Genomic DNA, 15867 nt, shown 5'->3' on the forward strand with positions numbered 1-15867 from the left:
CCACGAGTTCCACGGCGAGTGGAACTACACACTCCACCCCGCACCCGACGACACGCCCGAACCGAGCTAGATTAATTCATCACAAGCCCTTAGTGTCGCCTTTGCGCGGATGCGTGCTCCGGATTTCACGGGGGTGACGAACCGAACGCGGTTCTGACCGTAGTTGAGCCGGAATTTCGGTTGCCGGTCGAAACTGATGAAGCCGGACGTCAGTGTCGGAAGCAGAGACAACAACAGGTAGCCATGCGCAATCGTGGTGCCATAGGGTCCCTGCTGCGCGCGTTCGGTATCGACGTGTATCCACTGTCGATCACCGGTGGCTTCGGCGAACTGATCGATGGCGCTCTGTTCGACGGAGTACCAGCTACCCGTTCCCAGGTCCGATCCGATGGCAACCTCAAGGTCTCGGACGGAAGCGAAGAGTGCCATAAGAAATTCCTCTCCGGATGGTGGTGTGGACGACGAACGGAGATCGGGAGTTCAAGTGCGATGGGTATCGCGATGGTGCTTGTGCAGAGACCAGGTCTGTCGGTGCGGTCGATCGGTCTCGTCGCCGCGACCGCAGGTTGCGGCGGCTTCCTCCTCCACCCACGCCAAATTCGGCACCGGGAACGGTCGCACCACTCAGTACGTGTTAGCGCCGATTTTCACTCAGCGAGTCCACCCTCATTCGCTGGGTCTGATCATTCGAATTCGTAGCGGACCGTGCGTGCGCCGAGCCATGGGACTGGGACGTTGGGTAGGTCAGCTTGGCGTGGCGGGCGAGCAGGTGCGCTGGGTATTCGCTCACTGGTCGATGACCTCAGTCAACCGTGCCCCGGTCGCGGAGATCACCGAACCAGCGCCCGCGTGTCGCCAGCTCGGCGGCCGAGCGTCCCAGAATCCTTAATGGCAGGAGAGTAGTTCGTGACGGCATGAGGGTGTCCTCCTTGATAGGCCCCGCCAGCAATCGTTCGCAATGGCCAGCAGGGATTCGCTTTGCCAGTCAGCGAGATGCCCTCATCACGTTCGCGCCGTGATCACCCGCCCCACAGCGAAACGCCTACCAGGCAACGCATTCAATCCCTCACGATGCCACGAGTGCCTCCCGAGCGACACGAAGTTCAGGCAATTAGCGCTCCGCGAAAATCGGCGTTAGGGAGTCCGACCGCCCCGATGACCCCAACGGTCCTACGACGGGCCCGCCGGTGTAGCTCACGACTACTGTGTTGCCTCCTCTTCCGTGAGCGGCTTTTGGGGATCCGATGTCGATTCCGCGGTGCGCCGCAGCAGGATTGTCGATGCCACGATGGACAGGAGGGTATAGACCACACCCAGGCCGACGACGGAAACAACGGACCCGGTCTGGTTGAAGAGGAACTGGCAGAGGATCGGTGTCGTGCCTGCGAACAGTGCGGTTCCGGTCTGGTAGGCGAGTGATATCCCGGTGTACCGGGTTTCCACCGGGAACACCTGCGAGAGCAGACCGGCAAGGGTTGCGTAGAACATGGCATGCGGGATGGTTGCGGCCACGATTCCAAACAGAGCGAGGCCGAAATTGCCGGTGGGGATCAGCACGAACATCAGCGGCAGCGTGATCAGTTTCGGCAGCAGCATCGCGGGAATGGCGCGGCTCATGCGCCAGTACGGCGACCGCATCGCGGTGAGCGGTTGGACGATAAACTGCACGATCAGTGAGATGAAGATCATGGTCAAGAAGGTCGACCGGTCGAAGTACCCTTCGGTCGTCGCCCAGGACAGGGTGAACACGGTGATCATGAAGTTGCCGGCCATGGCGATCGCGCTCGCACACAACGCGAGAACCAGGAGCGCCCGGGACGAGCGCAGCACCTCGACGAGCGGCAGCTTGACCGGCTTGCTGGTTTCGAGCAGGCGCTTCATCTCCGGTGACTCTTCGAGCTTGAGCCGCACGACGACGCCGATACCCACCAGCAGTGCGGCGAACATGAACGGAATACGCCAGCCCCAGCTCTCGAAGGAGCTCTCGGGGAGCATCGCGAGCAGGAGGAACACCAGGGTGGAGAGGATATTTCCGGCGGGGGATCCTTGCTGCGCGAACGCGCCGTAGAGGACCTTCTTCCCCTTGGGGGCGTGCTCGGTGGCGATGAGGACGGCGCCACCCCACTCCCCGCCCAGTGCGACGCCCTGCACGCAGCGAATGAGGATGAGCAAGATCGGTGCCGTGATGCCGATCTGTGCGTAGGTGGGGAGGAATCCGACGGCGGCGGTGGCGATGCCGGTGAGGATCAGGGACAGGACGAGGACCTTCTTGCGGCCTACCCGGTCACCGAGGTGACCGAAGATGATCCCGCCCAGTGGCCGCGCGATGAAGCCCACCCAGATGGTTCCGAATGCTGCGAGTGTTGCGACACCGGGTGACTCGGAGGGGAAGAACAGCTTTCCGAGGACGAGTGCTGCGGCGGTGCTGAAGATGTAGAAGTCATACATCTCGACGGTGGTGCCGACGAAGGCGCCGATCCCGGCGCGACGCGCCATGCGTTCGTTCTGTTCGGGTTCCGGCGTCTCGTTCTCGGCTGGTGTCGCCTCGGGGATGGTGTTCATCGGGAAACGTCCTTGCTTCGATCTTTTTTGAACTGATTCATGAATTTTCGCGGTTCTCCGGTCGAGAACGCGTGCCCGAAGGCGTCTACGCTTTCGTCGATGGCCTGAGTGAGGGGAAGTTCTTCCCACTCCCGTAGGAGCCGCTTTTGCTGTCGGAGGACCTCGGGGCCCAGGCCGGCCAGCGTGTGAGTGGTGCGTGCTATGCGGGCGTCGAGTTCACCCTCGGCCGCTACTTCGTGAAGGAGTCCCCAGCTCAGCGCTGTCGTCGCGTCGATGTTGTTCCCGGTCAGCAACATCCACGCGGCGTGCGATCCGCCGACCAGGCGGGGTAACAGGGCAGCGTGGATCACCGACGGTATCCCGACATGGACCTCGGGCATCCCGTAGTTCGAGTCGGCGGAGCCAATGCGCAGGTCGCAGGACAACGCGACCTCGAGACCGCCGCCGAGGCACCACCCGGCGAGGCGGGCGATGACGGGAACCGGAAAGTGCCGAAGGGCGTCGCACAGCCGCCGCAGAGTGCTGATAAACCATTTGGCCGAATCTGGTTCAAAGTCGGACATTTCGAAGATGTCCGCTCCACCGATGAATGCTCGGTCGCCCGTGCCGCGCAGCACCAGTACGCGGATGTCGGGGTTGCTTCGGAGTTCGGTCAGCGCGTCGATGAGGTCTTCGATGACCGGTGTGCCGAGGATGTTGAGCGATTTCGCGTTCACGATGGTGAGGGTCGCGACACCGACGTCGGTGATGTCGGATAGGGCGTGCTCGAGGCGGGTGGATTGAGGCATCGTCTACTTTCTGGAAGCGTCGGCGGTTACTGCTGCGGGGTTCCGACGACGCCGGATTCGAGGAGTTGCTCGACTGCGTGTGGGTCGATGTCGATCTCGCTGAGAATTTCGGCGTAGTGCTCGCCGCGAAGTGGTGGCGGTGCATACCGGTGGGTTGCGTCGGCGCCGACCATGGGGTTGCGGACCATGGGAATGGCACCGACTACGGGATGTTCGGCCGAGACTTCCAGCGTCCGGTGAACGACCTGGGGATCGGCGAAGACATCCGCGAGGGTGTTGATGGGGCCCCAGGAAATGCCGGCGTCGTCGAGTGCGGCGCCCCAGGATTTACGAGTCCGGGTGACCATCAGATCGGCGATAAGTGCGGTCAGGACCTCGCGGTGACGGAGCCGGTCCGAGTTCGTGACGAAGCGTTCGTCGGCCGCGACGTGCGGGATGCCGGCGAGGGTGCAGAACGCCGCGAACTGGGTGTCGTTGCCGATCGCCAGGATGAGGTGCCCATCAGAGCAGGGAAAGACCTCATACGGAGCGAGGTTCGCATGGGCGTTGCCGATCCGCTGCGGAGACTGGCGGGAGACGAGAAAGTTGGATCCCTGGTTGGCGTTGAGGGCCACGGCGACATCGAGCAGGGTGATGTCGATGTGCTGTCCCTCGTTGGTTTGGGCGCGCTGGAACAGGGCGGCGAGCACGGCAGAGGTGGCGTACATGCCGGTCATCAGGTCGACGACCGAGACACCGGTGCGCAGGGGCCCGTCGCCGGGTGTTCCGTCCGGCTGGCCGGTGTAGCTCATCATTCCGCCCACGCCTTGGAAGACGTAGTCGTATCCCGGTTTGCCGGCCATCGGCCCGGTCGGTCCGAATCCCGTGATCGAGAGGTGGATGATGCGCGGGTTGATCGCGCGGAGGTTGTGGTAACCGAGACCGTGGCGTTCGAGCGTGCCGGATCGATAGTTTTCCACGACGACATCGGCGTCGGCGACAAGGCGGCGGATCAGCTCGGCTCCCGTCGTGGTGCGGAAGTCGATCGCAATGGAGCGTTTTCCTCGGTTGCAGGCGATGAAGTACGCGGAGAAGTGTGCGCCCGCCCGATCCCCGAGATAGGGCGGCCCCCACCCACGGGTGTCGTCGCCGTTCTGCGGGTTCTCGACCTTGATGACGTCCGCGCCCAGGTCGGAGAGATTCTGCGTGCACCACGGCCCGGCCAGGATGCGAGAGAGGTCGAGGACCTTCAGTCCCTTCAGTGCTGATTCCAGCATGATGCGTGTCCGTTCTGATCGATCGCTGCGGTCAGGGTGTCAGGAAGGTCGTCTCGCCGGCGGCGACCAGTCGCTCGAGCAGCGGCGCGGGGGTCCAATGCTCACCGTGCTCGGCGTGCAGTGCGCGGATCTTCGCGAGAACGTGGTCGAGACCCAGAGTTTCGGCGTAGTGCATCGGGCCGCCGCGCCAGGCGGGGAACCCGTAGCCGGAGACATAGACGACGTCGATGTCCGAGGCGCGCTGCGCGATGCCGTCGTCGAGAATTCGAGCGCCTTCGTTGACGAGCGCGAGTACACACCGCTCGACGATCTCGTCGTCGGAAATGGGACGACGTTCGATGCCCGCCTCACGCGCGCATTCGACAACGATCTCGTCGACGACCGGGTCGGGTCGGGGGATTCGGCTGCCGTCCTCGTACCGGTAGTAACCGGCCCCGGTCTTCTGCCCGAAACGTCCACGCTCGCAAATGAGATCGGGAATCTTGCAGTACCGCAGATGGCTCGGCCGGGTCGGGGCCAGCCGCTTGCGGGTGGCCCAGTTGATGTCGAGGCCGGCGAGATCGGCCACGTTGTGTGGACCCATGGCCATGCCGAAGCGCACGAGAGCGTGGTCGACCTGCTGCGGTGTCGCGCCTTCCTCGAGCAGGAAGTTGGCTTCGCGCCAGTACGGGGTGAGCATGCGGTTGCCGACGAAACCCTCGCCCACCTTGACGACCACGGGGACTTTCCCGATGCGCTGGGCCGCCCTGACGCAACTGACCAGCGTTTCCGGGGAGGTGGCGTCGCCGCGGACGATCTCGAGCAGGCGCATCACATGTGCCGGGCTGAAGAAGTGCAGTCCGATGACGTCCTGGGGCCGGCTGGTGACGGCGGCGATGTCGTCGATCGACAGGCGTGAGGTGTTGGAGGCGAGGATCGCTCCGGGTTTGCACACAGTGTCAAGGCTGCGGAAGACCTCCTTCTTCACGTCCATATCCTCGAAGACCGCTTCGATGACCAGATCCGCGCGCGCCAGATCGCTCAGGGTCAGACTCGGGCGGATGAGCGAGAGCCTCGTCTCGACCTCAGCGGCGGTGATCTTGCCTTTGTCCGCGGAAATCTCGTAGTTGGAGCGGATGCGGTCGATTCCGCGGTCGAGTGCTGTGTGCTCCCGTTCGTAGAGGGTTACCGGAATTCCCGCCGCGGCGAAGGCCATCGCGATTCCGCCGCCCATGGTTCCCGCGCCGAGTACCGCGGCCTCGGCGACGGGCCGGATCGGAGTATCGGCGGGCAGGTCGGCGACTTTCGGAGCCTGCCGTTCGGCGAAGAAGAGATGGCGCAGCGCAGCAGATTCGGGACTGACCACCAGCGCGTCGAACCGCGCACGTTCGTAGCGCAGGCCCTCCGGCAACGGAAGGCGTGTGGACGCTTCGACACAATCGATAGCGGCGTGCTGCGCGATCGCATTGCGGCTCTTGTTGTTGACCGACGCATGCCGCGCGGCGAAGTCGACCACGGATTCGTCGCTGTTTCGGGTCAGTGTGTCTCCGGCCGCCGCGACCTGCTCGAGGACCGCGGCGACCGGGTCTGCGTCGAACACGGCGTCGGCGAGGCCGAGCTTCACCGCGTCGACTCCGCTGACCCGCGTCCCGTGCTGGATCATCTCCAACGCGGGGGCGGTGCCGATCAGACGCGGCAGCCGCTGAGTTCCACCGCCACCCGGCACCAAACCGAGCGTGACCTCGGTCAGCCCGAGCGATGCCGTCGCGGTGACAATCCGGTGGTGGCAGCCGAGGGCGAGTTCGAGTCCGCCGCCGAGTGCGACGCCCTCGATGGCGGCGACGACGGGTTTCGTGCTGGCCTCGATCTGCGCGATGAGCGCGGCGAGCATCGGGTCGGCGGTGGCGGCCTCGGTGTTGAACTGCCGGACGTCGGCGCCGCCACAGAAGTTGGGGCCGGCACCGAGCAGCACGATGGTGCGTACGTCGGGGTCTTGTCCTGCCCGAGTGAGTGATTCGGCGAGAGCGGCACGGAGATGGTGGCTGAGCGCGTTCACCGGCGGGTTGTCGAGGTGGATGAGGGCGACGCCCGCCCGGGTGTCGTAGTGTGAGGCCTTTTCGGTGGTCGAAGCGGTGTTCATTCTGCGGAGGTCTTCTTTCGACTGGGAGGGCGGCGCGGGTGGGCGGGTGAGCCCGATCAGGCCGAGGTCATGTACCGATGGAGGTGGTAGTGCCGGTCGCCGAGAGTGTGTTCGATCGCCAGTAGTCGTTTGATGTAATGGCCCAGCCGAAGTTCGTCGGTCATCCCTACTCCGCCGTGCAGTTGCACGGAGTCGAGACCGATCAGGCGTGCCGCGTCGATGCACGTGACTTTTGCGGCGGACACGGCCTTCTCGGCGGTGAGACGGTCGCTTCCGGCTCCGAGGGTGGCGAACGCGTGCGCTGCGAGCGATCGGGCCTGCTCGAGGGTGAGGAGAAGGTCGACCAATCGGTGCTGGATGGCTTGAAAGCTTCCGATGGGGCGCCCGAATTGGTGACGGCTCTTCGCGTAAGCGACGCTGTCCTCGACGATCGCGGCCATGATGCCGACCGATTCGGAGCAGAGCGCGGCAGTGGCCAGATCGCGCGCTCCGCTCAATTCTTCGTGGACGTCGCCGATCGGTCCCAACGCGGCGTCGGGTGACAGTTCCGTGGAGTCGAAGCGCAGGTCGGCGCCGCGGCCGCCGTCGATGGTGGGGTAGTGCGATGCCACCAATCCCGGATGCTCGCGGTCGACAACGAACAACGAGATGCCCTCGGTCGAGGGATTGTCGCCGGACGTGCGGGCGGTCACCAGGTAGCTGTCGGCGTCGCCGTCGACGACGACGCATTTGGTTCCCGTGAGAACCCAGGCATCTCCCCGACGGTGCGCCGTGGTGGTGACATCGGCGACGTCGTGCTGGGTGTGTGGTTCGTCGTGGGCGAGGGCGAAGGTACGTTGCCCGCTGACCAGGGGCGGCAGCAGGGCTTTCCGTTGGATGTCGTCTGCGGTGAATTCGATGATGTGCCCGCACAGGAGGGTGGTGACGTAGGGAAGCGTGACCAGGCGCCGGCCGAAGGTCTCCATGATGGCGTGGGTCGCCGACGGCTCCATTGCCAGGCCGCCGTATTCCTCGGGGAGAGTGAGGCCGAGGAGCCCCATCTCGGCGAAGGCGGCCCAATGATCCGGAGGGGCCGGCGCGCGAAAATCGTGCGTGCGCGCGAGGTACACCTCGACTGCGTCGGCGAACGCTGCGTGGTCGTCGTGGTTACCCACCATGATGTTCTCCTGACATGTCTCTGGCGCGGTGGAGTTGTGTGGGGGTGCCGGTTCAGAGGCGAAATGCCTTCTGGGCGATGATGTTTTTCTGAATCTCGCTCGAGCCGCCGTAGATTGCGATCTTGCGGAAGTTGAGGTGGAACCGGGCCAAGGGGTCCACCCACCTCGGGCCGGCAATGCTGTCCAGTTGCGTGTCGCTCGAGGATCTCTCCCGCACGGGCAACGTGTGGGGACCGGCTAATTCGATGTCGAGTTCGAGGATGCGGAGCACGAGGGAGGTGCCGAGATATTTGAGGATGGAGGCCTCGGCGCCGTGGCCTTTCCCGGCACGCATCGTCGCGCCCAGGCGTCTGCTCGTCTGTTCGAGGGCGAGCAGCTCGATCTCGAGGTTCGCGATGCGTTCGGCGACGTCCGGCCGCGCGGCGAGAGGAATGCCGCCGACTGTTCTTTGGGCTGCGACGCGGGTGAGGAAGTTGAGTTCGCGCCGGGACCGCCCGACTCGCGCGGCACCGAGCCGCTCGTGGTCGAGCAGGAGTTTCGCACAGTTCCATCCGCCGTGGAGCTGACCGACGAGGTTGTCGATCGGCACGTGGACGTTGTCGAAGAAGACGTCGTTGATCTCCTGTCCGCCGTCGAGTGTGCGAATCGGCGAGACCGTGATGCCCGGTGTGGTCATGTCGATGATCAGAAACGAGATTCCCAGCTGCGGCCGGGGGGCTTGGGGATCGGTGCGCACCAGGCAGAACATCATGTTCGCGTGTTGTGCATACGTAGTCCAGGTCTTCTGGCCGTTGACGACGAACGCGGACCCATCCGGGGACAGTTCGGCGCGGGTGCGCAGTGATGCCAGGTCCGAACCCGAATCAGGTTCGGAGAAGCCCTGGCACCACCAATCGTCGCTGTCGAGAATGCGCGGAAGGTAGCGTTCCTTCTGCGTCTCGGTGCCGTAGGTGAACAGGACCGGGGCCACCATGCGCAGACCAAAGGGAAGGGTTTCGGGTGCGCCCGCGACACAGCATTCCTCATCGAAAATGTATTGCTGTTCCGCCGACCAGCCTGTGCCGCCGTACTCGAGCGGCCAGTTGGGGGCGATCCACCCTCGCCCACGCAGGATGCGCTGCCACTCGAGGATGTCGTCCGGCTCGAGGGGGATGTGCCCGAGAACCTTGTCGCTCAGGTGGCGGGGGAGTGCGGTGGCGAGGAAGCCCCGCACCTGCGCGCGGAACTCCTCGTGCGTCAGATCGTCCGGCATCGTGGTCCTCAGCTCCGGTGCGTGTCGAACCGCAGCGGTGCGCCGGTTCGGTCCTGTACGTCGGGTTCAGTCACACCGGAAACCAGGTCGACGACACAGAAGCCGGTGGGGGTGACGTCGATGGTCGCCAGGTCGGTGTAGATGCGGGTGACGACACCGGCTCCGGTCAGGGGAAGCGAGCAGGTCTCGACGAGCCGTGGCCGGCCGTCGCGGGTGGTGTGATCCATCAGCACGTAGACGCGTTTCGCGCCCACTGCAAGATCCATTGCACCGCCGACGGCGTCGGCTCGTGTCGGGTCTGCCAAGGACCAGTTCGCGAGATCGCCGGTGGCAGAGACTTCGTAGGCGCCGAGCACGCTGTAGTCGAGGTGTCCGCCGCGCATGATCGCGAAGGAGTCCGCGTGGTGGAAGTAACTCCCGCCGGTGACCAACTGCACCGGCCGTTTCGCCGCATTCACAATGTCCGGATCGGGTTCTTCACCGTCCGCCAAGGACCGCATGCCGAGAATCCCGTTCTCGCTGTGGACGACGATTTCCTGGTCGGGGGTCCAGTGATCGACCACGGTGACGGGAAGCCCGATACCGAGATTCACGTACGATCCCGCGGGAATGTCCTCCGCCACGGCCCGTGCCATGTCCGTGTGACTTCGCCTCGAAACTACCTGGGTACTCATGACTTACCTTCTGCCGTTGTGGACCGTCGAAACAGTGGCACTCGCGGGGGAGTGCTCCGGAATGGCGACCACCCGTTGGACGAAGATTCCCGGGGTGACCACGTGCTCGGGATCGAGCGCACCGAGTTCGACGGTCTCCCGGACTTGCACGATCGCGGTCGTGGCGGCCATACACATCACCGGCCCGAAGTTTCGACCGGCCTTCCGATACGTCAAATTGCCCCACCGGTCCCCCCTGTCCGCCCCGACGAGGGCGAAATCGCCAGGTAGCGGCAATTCGAAGACGTGTCCCCGCCCGCCGATGATGCGGGTCTCCTTGCCGTCGGCGAGCGTCGTGCCGTAACCGGTGGGAGTGAAGAATCCGCCCAATCCTGCGCCGGCGGCGCGTAACCGCTCCGCTAGGGTTCCCTGGGGAATGCACTCGTATTCGATGCGTCCCGCTGCGTACGCTTCCTCGAATGCGTACGAGGCGTCACCGCGTGGGAATGAGGCGAGGAGTTTGCTCACTCGCCCGAGTTTGATGAGCCGCGCCAAACCCTGGTCGTAACTTCCGCCGTTGTTGCAGACCACGGTGAGGTCCCCGGCGCCCTGCTCGGCAACGGCGTCGATAAGTTCCGACGGTTGCCCGGACAGGCCGAAGCCGCTGATCAGGATGGTGGACCCATCGCTGATGTCCTGGACCGCCTCGGCAGCCGAGGCGACAATCTTGTTCTGCATCCGATGCACCTCCTTCTAACGTGTGGCGGACAAAATCGCGGTGGCCTGACTGGACAGGACCCCACCGTTACCGTGAACCAGTGCTGTCTCGGCGTCGGACACCTGCGCGTCACCGGACTCGCCACGCAGTTGCGCGACCGCCTCGATGACCAAGAAGATCGAATACATTCCGGGATGACCGAAGGAGAGTCCCCCGCCGTTGGTGTTCAGCGGGAAGTCTCCGCCCGGTTCGATTCGCCCGTCCGAAACGAACTCTCCGCCCTCACCTTTCGCGCAGAATCCCAGATCTTCCAGGAACAGAATCGGATTGATGGTGAATGCGTCGTAGAGTTCGACCACATCGATCTCATCGGGGCGCAGGCCGGACTCCGCGAACGCCCGCGACCCCGATTCGACGGCGGGTGTGACGGTGAGGTTCTCCATGCACGAGATCTGCCGATGCCAATGTGCGTGTCCGGTACCGAGAACGTGGATCGGTTTCGTATGCAGCTTTTCGGCGCGGTCGGCGCTCGTGACGACGAAGGCGCCGGCCCCGTCGGTCACCAAACAGCAGTCGCGGACCGTTATCGGGTCGGAGATCATCTTCGAGCCGAGAACATCGTCGATCGTCAGCTCGTCCCGCGAGAAGGCGTCCGGATTGAGCTGCGCCCACTTGCGCGCGGCCACCGCTACCGCGGCCAGCTGCTCGCGTGTCGTCCCGAACTCGTGCATGTGACGGGCGGCGGCGAGGGCATAGCTCGATGCCGGGTTGAAAGGCTTGTACACCTGCTCGTACGGCTGGGGATCCAGTGCCGCCCGCATATCGTTGATCGCGGTGGAACTGGGCGCCGAACGCGGGGTAGCCCCGTAGCAGATCAGAACATTCTCGCAGTCACCCGCTTCGATCGCGAGCTTCGCGGTCTTGATATCGGCGATGAAGGAAGACCCGCCGAACATCGTGGTATCGGAAAACCGGGGTCGAATACCCAGATACTCGGCCATCCGCATCACCCACCACGGGGACGTCAGGCTCGATGTCACGAGACCATCGATATCCGCCCACTCCAGTCCACTCGCCGCGACAGCCTTCCCCGCGGCCTGCGCAATGATCTCCTGCTCACTGCGCCCACCGGCATGCCCGAGACCGGCCTGACCGGTACCGAGGATCGAAATGCCCTCTGTCCGTGCGCTCATGCTCGCGCCACCTCCGGACGGAAAACAACGATCGACCGTTCTCGGTCCTGTTCGATCTCGGCCTCGACGGACAAGCCGATCCGCACGTCGCTCGGGTCGATACCGGTCACGCGACTCATCATCCGCGGACCCTCTGCGAGATCGATCAGTGCAACGTTGTGGTCGGGTCCATTGTTCTTGCGCACCACCGTGGTGGAATACACGACGCCGCGGCCGGACGCGTCAACCCAGCGAAGTGCAAACGAATGACAGAATGGGCAGCTGACGCGGGGATAGAAATGAAACCGCTGGCAGTTATTACATTGCGGAATTTGGAACCGACCACGCGATAGTTGGTCGAAGTAGAATTCGTCCATTGCATCAGTGCAATTAGCCGATTGCAAAACACTCATTGTACGTTATGTCCAACCCGGTCGATATGGCCCACGTCATAGTGGCTTGTCTCACCATAGAACGGTGGTTGGGTAAAAGCGATCAAAGAAAATCGAACGCCCCGTTCGATGTGACCAAAGGCCACTCGGCAGGCTGGAGGCGGCGTGTGTGACGGACTACGGCTGACCGTTGCCCCGGGAATGCAGGCAGGAGCAAGGGCTACGGGGCCAGGCTTGACCGCGGTGAACAGGGAAGAACCGGGCGTCGCATCCTGCGGTTCGCCGACGCGCCGCGCCGCAACCCGACCGTGCGGGGGTCAACGCGTCCAGCGCGCCTCTGGCCGCCGGCGGTAAGCAGCCTCTGCCTCATCAGAGTGAGGTGAGCAGTGATCACCCGAAATTAAAGTCGCGGAGTTCCGGAATGTTCCGGCGAATCAACTCCGGGAATTCGGGCTAACTCCTAGTTTGAACACTTCTGCGGCGTTGCCGTGTAAATACCGTGCGGTTGTCTCCTCGTCGAAGTCGAGGCCGGCGAGATCCGCGAGTGCGTGCTTGTGGTTAATCATCGGATAATTGGTGCCGAAAAGTACCTTCCGGCTTCCCGTCCGTGTGCTCATGAATTTGACCAGTTCAGGGGGGAGACGCTTACTGGTATATGCGGAGGTGTCGATGTACACGTTGGGATGCTTACGGGCGACCGCAATCATCTCTTCCGTCCAGGGGTAACCGATATGCCCGCACACGATCACGAGTTCGGGGAAGTCGAGGGCGATCTGATCGATGTAGGGAATAGGTCGGCCAGTTTCCGAAGGCCGCAACGGGCCGGTGTGCCCAACCTGGGTGCAGAAGGGAATGCCCAGGTTGACGCACTCTGCGTACAGCGGGTAATACAAGCGGTCGGTGGGCGCGAGTTCCCAGAGCCAGGGAACGACGCGCAGGCCCACGAACCCGAGTTCGTCGACGCAGCGACGTAGTTCACGCACCGCGGCGATCGGTGTGTGTAAATCCACTGCCGCGAGGCCGGCGAACCGATTCGGGTGCTCGTTCACCCAGCGCGCAACTTCATCGTTACTGATCAAGGCACCTTCCTTCGGTGCGTGCCAGGCGCTGAGGAGCCCGAAATCGACCTTTCCGTCCCGCATCGCTGCCACGGTCAAGTCGATCGGCAGTTCCTCCTCGGGAACGATCTGACCGGTCCATCGACGCAGAGACTCGAACATGTCGTGGCGGAGAAACCGCAGAGTCGGGTGCTGCATCCACACATCAATGGTCATCATTGATCCGTTCTGTTCGAGTGAGATGCCATGGAGCGCAGGCCCGCGACTGCGGCATCGGCAAGGGGGGCCGCAAACTCGATCGGATCGCCCTCCAGCTGACCTCGAAGCCACAGCCGCGCAATCTCTTCGGCGGGGGCAAAGACGATCGGATGCGCCAAGCTGATCGGTATGGCTGGAAGGTTTCCGAGGGCAGTTTGGTGATCCAACCACTGTCGTGAATGCGCCCGGAACTCGTCGTTGAGAGCTTTGAGTTGATCACGCCACGCAGGTGCCACGACAAACTCGCGTTCCTCTAGCAGAAGTCTCGCCAGTGGCGCGTTGCTGCGAGCCCAGAACAATCTGTGCCGGACGATAGCTCCCACCGCCGCCTCGAGATCATCGCGATGCTGATCGAGAAGGGCTTTCGCCTCCTGCTGGTATATCGAGACAGCATCGATCAGCACGGCCGCGAGTACACCGTCTTTGGAGCCGAAGTGGTGGTAGATACTTCCGTTGCTGACACCGCTCGCTTTGCTCAGTTCGGTCAGACCGACACTCGGCGAGCCGCCCCGCGCGAGAAGTTCTCGCGCGGTGGCCAGCAGTCGGCTACGAGTGGAATTGGTCGTCATGATCGGAGCGGGGGCGGCGTAGCGTGGCGGGAAGACTCATGCGCTGTACCGCCGTCCCATGCGGGCGGAGCCGTCAGATCTCGTCGAAGCCTCACGTCATCGGCAAGAGGTACGTCGCCACCGCGGCTCGTTGCTCGACGGGTGGGTCGCGGACTCGCCTGCAGATGTTTGTGTGTGCGCGCGAGGTGGTGGTCTCGCCGGCAGAATCGATTGGTGCGCGGGCTCATACCGGGCCCCGGCCAGGAGGTCGTGCCGACGGGCAGCCACTCCACCTCAGAACTCGGGTAGTGAAGGCACGCTGTGTCATCGGCCGTCAACACTTGCACTTGCCCACCTGTCGTAACTCGAACACCAGTCACAGTAATCCCATCGCTCAACACCGTTAGAGAAAGTCTCTAGAGATGGTCTCTGTTTGTCAACCGGCCTATCGTTTCCAGGCCCCGGTGAGCTCGAGGGCGCGAGAGGGACGCTGCCCGTGCCCGTGCCCGTGCCCGTGCCCGTGGCGGCCTGGAGCGACTCATAGACCCCACGGGAAGCACCTCAAGTGCGAACGAGCATGGACAACTGCGCCGACACCGGCCCACCCACCCACCCGGTGTCGGCCGACCGCACCGCTACGGGAGGCCTCGGCCCGATGCCAGGGCCTCCCGTTGTTTCTGCGACAGCGCAGAGGTGTTCTGGTGGGACTGCGGTGATACAACCTGTCCTTACGGTTTCCAGGCGGTTGCCGCGGCCTTCACCTGCTCGGCGTCAAACGTGTTGGCGGTCTTGTTCAGATCGAGGTCCACGACCTCCTTGTAGGGCACCTCGCCCTCGGTGATCTGGTACTTCGTGAAGAAGTTCGCGGCTTCCTCCACATTCTCATCGGTGAGATAGCCCCGCATGCCGTCGTCACCCACACCGAACCGATTCGCCCAAGCATTAGTGACACTGTGCTTGGCTTCGGCCACTGCGTCTGCCTGCGCCATGCCGGCCGGCTTCTGGTCGGGGAACTGCTCCCAGTAGATCTGAATGGCCGCGTCGGGGTTCGCGAGAGAGAATTCCATGCCCTGATAGCTGCCCTTCAAAAAGGCCTCGATGTCGTCGCGCCGAGTTTCGAGGACCTTCTTGGTCGTGACATAGCCCATTGACCCTGCGATGTCGTCGAGGGCGGACGGCAGCGCGCGCAACTTTTCCTGTGTTACGGCGCTCACCAGGTCGAGGGGACCGTCGTAGGCCGAGAATGCCTGTACGCGACCGGAATCGATGGCTTCGGCGGCCTGGGTTCCCGTCCCGATGGGCAGCCACGAGACGTCGGAGTCCGGATTGAGGCCGGCGGCACGCACGATGGAACGGCCGTAGGTGTAGGAACCTGAGGTGAGCGAGATGACACCGATTGTCTTTCCACGCAGCTGCTCAACGCCCGAAATCGACGAGCTCTCGGGGACACCGATGCGCCACACGTTGCCCGGAATCAGGGAAACGACCCGCAAGTCCTTGTTCTGTGCCGCCGTGGAGTACGTGGTGTCCGTGCCGGAAATTACGATGTCAGCACGACCGGACAACAGCAGCTGCAGCGCTGCCGTCGAGCCGTTGGCGTTTTGCACCTCGACATCGACTCCCGCATCCTTCCAGTAGCCATTAACCTGCGGCACAACAGTATAGGGGGACATGACAACTGTTGAGACCGCAGAGCCGACGTTGAAGACGAGCGCGTCGTCGGTGGACCCCGACGAGGAGCTACCACAGGCCGCGCTCATAAGCGCGGACGCCATCACGAGGGCGATGACGGCAGGAAACCGGAACCGCCTTCTCGGTGGCTGATGGGTCGGGGACATGAGTTCTCCTTTAGAAGAGCGTGCCGCGGTGCGAGCAGCGAGGGTCGGTTCGCCGGACAAGCCGGTCAACGAGGACGAGTGAGGTGAGGGGCGGAA

The 15867-nt window shown here is 63.6% G+C and carries 14 protein-coding genes; all 14 read right to left on the reverse strand.

What is annotated here, in order from left to right:
* Positions 1-66 precede the first annotated feature (66 nt).
* The 14 genes from ACFVJ3_RS38615 to ACFVJ3_RS38680 all read right to left on the reverse strand — a co-directional run bounded on the left by ACFVJ3_RS38615 (position 67) and on the right by ACFVJ3_RS38680 (position 15708).
* The gene (locus tag ACFVJ3_RS38615) at positions 67-429 is read right to left on the reverse strand and encodes a MaoC/PaaZ C-terminal domain-containing protein (RefSeq protein WP_378457073.1); all 363 of its coding nucleotides are present in this window, start codon (positions 427-429) and stop codon (positions 67-69) included.
* 771 nt (positions 430-1200) lie between these two features.
* A complete protein-coding gene (locus tag ACFVJ3_RS38620) occupies positions 1201-2562 on the reverse strand; it encodes an MFS transporter (RefSeq protein ID WP_378457074.1) in 1362 nt (453 codons plus the stop codon).
* Positions 2559-3350, reverse strand: a complete 792-nt coding sequence (locus ACFVJ3_RS38625) for an enoyl-CoA hydratase (RefSeq protein WP_378457075.1) — start codon at positions 3348-3350, stop codon at positions 2559-2561. Before ACFVJ3_RS38625 ends, ACFVJ3_RS38620 begins: the two co-directional genes overlap by 4 nt.
* 26 nt (positions 3351-3376) lie before the next feature.
* Positions 3377-4606: a CaiB/BaiF CoA transferase family protein gene (locus ACFVJ3_RS38630; protein WP_378457076.1), complete on the reverse strand. Its 1230-nt coding sequence runs from the start codon at positions 4604-4606 to the stop codon at positions 3377-3379.
* Positions 4607-4637: 31 nt separating this feature from the next.
* Positions 4638-6725, reverse strand: coding sequence for a 3-hydroxyacyl-CoA dehydrogenase NAD-binding domain-containing protein (locus ACFVJ3_RS38635; RefSeq protein ID WP_378457077.1), 2088 nt, complete (start codon positions 6723-6725; stop codon positions 4638-4640).
* 56 nt (positions 6726-6781) lie between these two features.
* Positions 6782-7882 carry an acyl-CoA dehydrogenase family protein gene (locus tag ACFVJ3_RS38640; protein ID WP_378457078.1) on the reverse strand — a complete coding sequence of 367 codons (1101 nt, stop codon included), beginning with the start codon at positions 7880-7882 and terminating at the stop codon, positions 6782-6784.
* 52 nt (positions 7883-7934) lie between these two features.
* The gene (locus ACFVJ3_RS38645) at positions 7935-9134 is read right to left on the reverse strand and encodes an acyl-CoA dehydrogenase family protein (protein WP_378457079.1); all 1200 of its coding nucleotides are present in this window, start codon (positions 9132-9134) and stop codon (positions 7935-7937) included.
* Between the two features lie 8 nt (positions 9135-9142).
* The gene (locus tag ACFVJ3_RS38650) at positions 9143-9808 is read right to left on the reverse strand and encodes a 3-oxoacid CoA-transferase subunit B (protein ID WP_378457080.1); all 666 of its coding nucleotides are present in this window, start codon (positions 9806-9808) and stop codon (positions 9143-9145) included.
* A 3-nt stretch (positions 9809-9811) separates the two neighbouring features.
* On the reverse strand, positions 9812-10525 hold the full coding sequence (locus ACFVJ3_RS38655; protein ID WP_378457081.1) for a 3-oxoacid CoA-transferase subunit A: 714 nt from the start codon (positions 10523-10525) through the stop codon (positions 9812-9814).
* A 15-nt stretch (positions 10526-10540) separates the two neighbouring features.
* A complete protein-coding gene (locus tag ACFVJ3_RS38660) occupies positions 10541-11698 on the reverse strand; it encodes an acetyl-CoA acetyltransferase (RefSeq protein ID WP_378457082.1) in 1158 nt (385 codons plus the stop codon).
* On the reverse strand, positions 11695-12054 hold the full coding sequence (locus tag ACFVJ3_RS38665; protein ID WP_378457083.1) for a Zn-ribbon domain-containing OB-fold protein: 360 nt from the start codon (positions 12052-12054) through the stop codon (positions 11695-11697). The genes ACFVJ3_RS38660 and ACFVJ3_RS38665 overlap by 4 nt, the downstream gene beginning before the upstream one ends.
* A gap of 449 nt (positions 12055-12503) precedes the next feature.
* The gene (locus ACFVJ3_RS38670; protein WP_378457084.1) at positions 12504-13343 is read right to left on the reverse strand and encodes an amidohydrolase family protein; all 840 of its coding nucleotides are present in this window, start codon (positions 13341-13343) and stop codon (positions 12504-12506) included.
* A complete protein-coding gene (locus ACFVJ3_RS38675; protein WP_378457085.1) occupies positions 13343-13954 on the reverse strand; it encodes a TetR/AcrR family transcriptional regulator in 612 nt (203 codons plus the stop codon). The genes ACFVJ3_RS38670 and ACFVJ3_RS38675 overlap by 1 nt, the downstream gene beginning before the upstream one ends.
* A 707-nt stretch (positions 13955-14661) precedes the next feature.
* Positions 14662-15708: an ABC transporter substrate-binding protein gene (locus ACFVJ3_RS38680; protein ID WP_378457086.1), complete on the reverse strand. Its 1047-nt coding sequence runs from the start codon at positions 15706-15708 to the stop codon at positions 14662-14664.
* Positions 15709-15867: the final 159 nt, after the last annotated feature.

Source organism: Rhodococcus sp. NPDC127593 (genome assembly GCF_042671975.1).
Lineage (GTDB): Bacteria > Actinomycetota > Actinomycetes > Mycobacteriales > Mycobacteriaceae > Rhodococcus_F.

Bases quoted from the DNA above. Each gene is read 5' to 3' on its own strand.
- ACFVJ3_RS38615 (WP_378457073.1), bottom strand. From the start codon at position 429: ATGGCACTCTTCGCTTCCGTCCGAGACCTTGAGGTTGCCATCGGATCG.
- ACFVJ3_RS38620 (WP_378457074.1), bottom strand. From the start codon at position 2,562: ATGAACACCATCCCCGAGGCGACACCAGCCGAGAACGAGACGCCGGAA.
- ACFVJ3_RS38625 (WP_378457075.1), bottom strand. From the start codon at position 3,350: ATGCCTCAATCCACCCGCCTCGAGCACGCCCTATCCGACATCACCGAC.
- ACFVJ3_RS38630 (WP_378457076.1), bottom strand. From the start codon at position 4,606: ATGCTGGAATCAGCACTGAAGGGACTGAAGGTCCTCGACCTCTCTCGC.
- ACFVJ3_RS38635 (WP_378457077.1), bottom strand. From the start codon at position 6,725: ATGAACACCGCTTCGACCACCGAAAAGGCCTCACACTACGACACCCGG.
- ACFVJ3_RS38640 (WP_378457078.1), bottom strand. From the start codon at position 7,882: ATGGTGGGTAACCACGACGACCACGCAGCGTTCGCCGACGCAGTCGAG.
- ACFVJ3_RS38645 (WP_378457079.1), bottom strand. From the start codon at position 9,134: ATGCCGGACGATCTGACGCACGAGGAGTTCCGCGCGCAGGTGCGGGGC.
- ACFVJ3_RS38650 (WP_378457080.1), bottom strand. From the start codon at position 9,808: ATGAGTACCCAGGTAGTTTCGAGGCGAAGTCACACGGACATGGCACGG.
- ACFVJ3_RS38655 (WP_378457081.1), bottom strand. From the start codon at position 10,525: ATGCAGAACAAGATTGTCGCCTCGGCTGCCGAGGCGGTCCAGGACATC.
- ACFVJ3_RS38660 (WP_378457082.1), bottom strand. From the start codon at position 11,698: ATGAGCGCACGGACAGAGGGCATTTCGATCCTCGGTACCGGTCAGGCC.
- ACFVJ3_RS38665 (WP_378457083.1), bottom strand. From the start codon at position 12,054: ATGGACGAATTCTACTTCGACCAACTATCGCGTGGTCGGTTCCAAATT.
- ACFVJ3_RS38670 (WP_378457084.1), bottom strand. From the start codon at position 13,343: ATGACCATTGATGTGTGGATGCAGCACCCGACTCTGCGGTTTCTCCGC.
- ACFVJ3_RS38675 (WP_378457085.1), bottom strand. From the start codon at position 13,954: ATGACGACCAATTCCACTCGTAGCCGACTGCTGGCCACCGCGCGAGAA.
- ACFVJ3_RS38680 (WP_378457086.1), bottom strand. From the start codon at position 15,708: ATGGCGTCCGCGCTTATGAGCGCGGCCTGTGGTAGCTCCTCGTCGGGG.